This window comes from Mariniflexile jejuense, assembly GCF_042675665.1.
Taxonomy (GTDB): Bacteria; Bacteroidota; Bacteroidia; order Flavobacteriales; family Flavobacteriaceae; genus Mariniflexile; species Mariniflexile jejuense.
Window position 1 is genome coordinate 1 of record NZ_JBHTJI010000020.1, and the last position, 1,535, is coordinate 1,535.

The window sequence follows — 1,535 nt, forward strand, 5'->3', positions numbered from 1 at the left end:
AACATGGTATAAATTTAATTGCTTGTAGTTACTTAATCGGAAAAATCCTGCGGATTTTTCCTTTGGCTTGCGTTTTTTTGCTATTTTAGTACCTAATCCACGCAACTAAAAATTATACAAAACGTTGTGTTTAATTAAAAACCACCTACACATGAGTAAAGACCAGAAGATAAAGCATTTAGAAGGAGTTATATACAGATTGACCTATAAAAACAAGCCAGATGAACTGTATGAAATGATAAATTCAGAATTGAATAACGAGCATGGTTCTGAAATACCGAACCAGCAATATGTTAAAGATTTAAACAACACAAAAAGAAAACTTGGAATTGATAGTTTTAAAGAAAGTAAAAAGAGTTTTAAACAAGATATGACAGATGAAATAGACAGGTTGAAATTTAGAAAATGATTTTTTCATCACACAGAAAAGAACGTGTGGAATGTGTTATTAAAAACACAAACTCATTTATTGTGTTGACAATGTATCTTGAAGCATAACGGTATTTTTCACCACTATGATTATTCTCTAAATCTACTGATACACATTTTTCATTTATTTCAGTATTAAGTATAACTGTATCGGATTTTGTTTTATTATGAATATATATAAGCATTTCACCTTTATGAAATTCATCGTCGAAAAGGTATGTTTTAGACAAAGAAAAGTCATTTTCTAAAAGGTACTGTTCTATTTCGGATTTTAATGACATAACTTTCGACTGACCTTACTCAACCGCAACTGTTGCGTGCGACTGACATTAATTATATGAACACAAAACTTATATTTTTATCTACATCATGGAGCAATCGCTCTAATAAATACTATATTTCATTTTATAAAAACAAAATAAACACCTACAAAGGAATTAGACCATTACAAGAAGGTAAAGGCTATGAAAATAAATTAGACTATGAAGTTTTAATAAACTCAACATTTGAAATTGAAAAAATAGATAAACTTGACCGAAATCAACTTAAAACTAATGCAACACACAAAATAACTTGTCTAAAACTTCATGAAAAAATTGTTGGCACTTTACCGTATTGTATTAAATTAAACTGGTTTCAAGAATTTTATATAAATTGGCACAAGCAAAAATATATTGTACAATCGTTAGATTTTAAGAAAAATATTTTAGCAGGTATTTTTGGCGCATTGTTCGGGATGTTTATAACAATGGTTTTTCAAAATAACCAAAGCACAATCATCGAACCAATAGCACCGCCGCAACAAGAAATAAAAAAAGCCTTAGACCGTACAAATGACCAAATAAATGAAAAAAAACTGAAAACAGATTCAATAAACATTCAGCAATAACTAAACACAACACCGTATAAAAATAATGCGCTACGATGTTATAGGTTATGAATGTGACTTTTTTTAATTGGCGCACTATTCTTATACCAATACGTTGCCCACAATTTCAGAAAAAACCTGAACACAAAAATGACAAGAGAATATTTAAGTAAAAATCCGAAAGAATTGTTCTGGTTATTTTGGTTAGGAATTCCGTTTTTGATTTGGATTTACTCAA

3 protein-coding genes are annotated in these 1,535 nt (G+C 29.1%); 2 read left to right on the forward strand and 1 reads right to left on the reverse strand.

Features of this window, described 5'->3' with window-relative positions; genetic code table 11:
* The first annotated feature begins 151 nt into the window (after positions 1-151).
* A complete protein-coding gene (locus ACFQ1R_RS11690) occupies positions 152-409 on the forward strand; it encodes a hypothetical protein (protein WP_379926409.1) in 258 nt (85 codons plus the stop codon).
* On the opposite strand, the gene ACFQ1R_RS11695 is transcribed toward ACFQ1R_RS11690, so the two are convergent.
* Positions 399-710, reverse strand: a complete 312-nt coding sequence (locus ACFQ1R_RS11695; RefSeq protein WP_379926410.1) for a hypothetical protein — start codon at positions 708-710, stop codon at positions 399-401. The genes ACFQ1R_RS11690 and ACFQ1R_RS11695 overlap by 11 nt on opposite strands.
* A gap of 56 nt (positions 711-766) precedes the next feature.
* Between ACFQ1R_RS11695 and ACFQ1R_RS11700 the strand changes: the two genes are divergently transcribed.
* Complete coding sequence (locus ACFQ1R_RS11700) at positions 767-1,318, forward strand: hypothetical protein (protein WP_379926411.1); 552 nt, start codon at positions 767-769, stop codon at positions 1,316-1,318.
* The last annotated feature ends 217 nt before the right edge of the window (positions 1,319-1,535 follow it).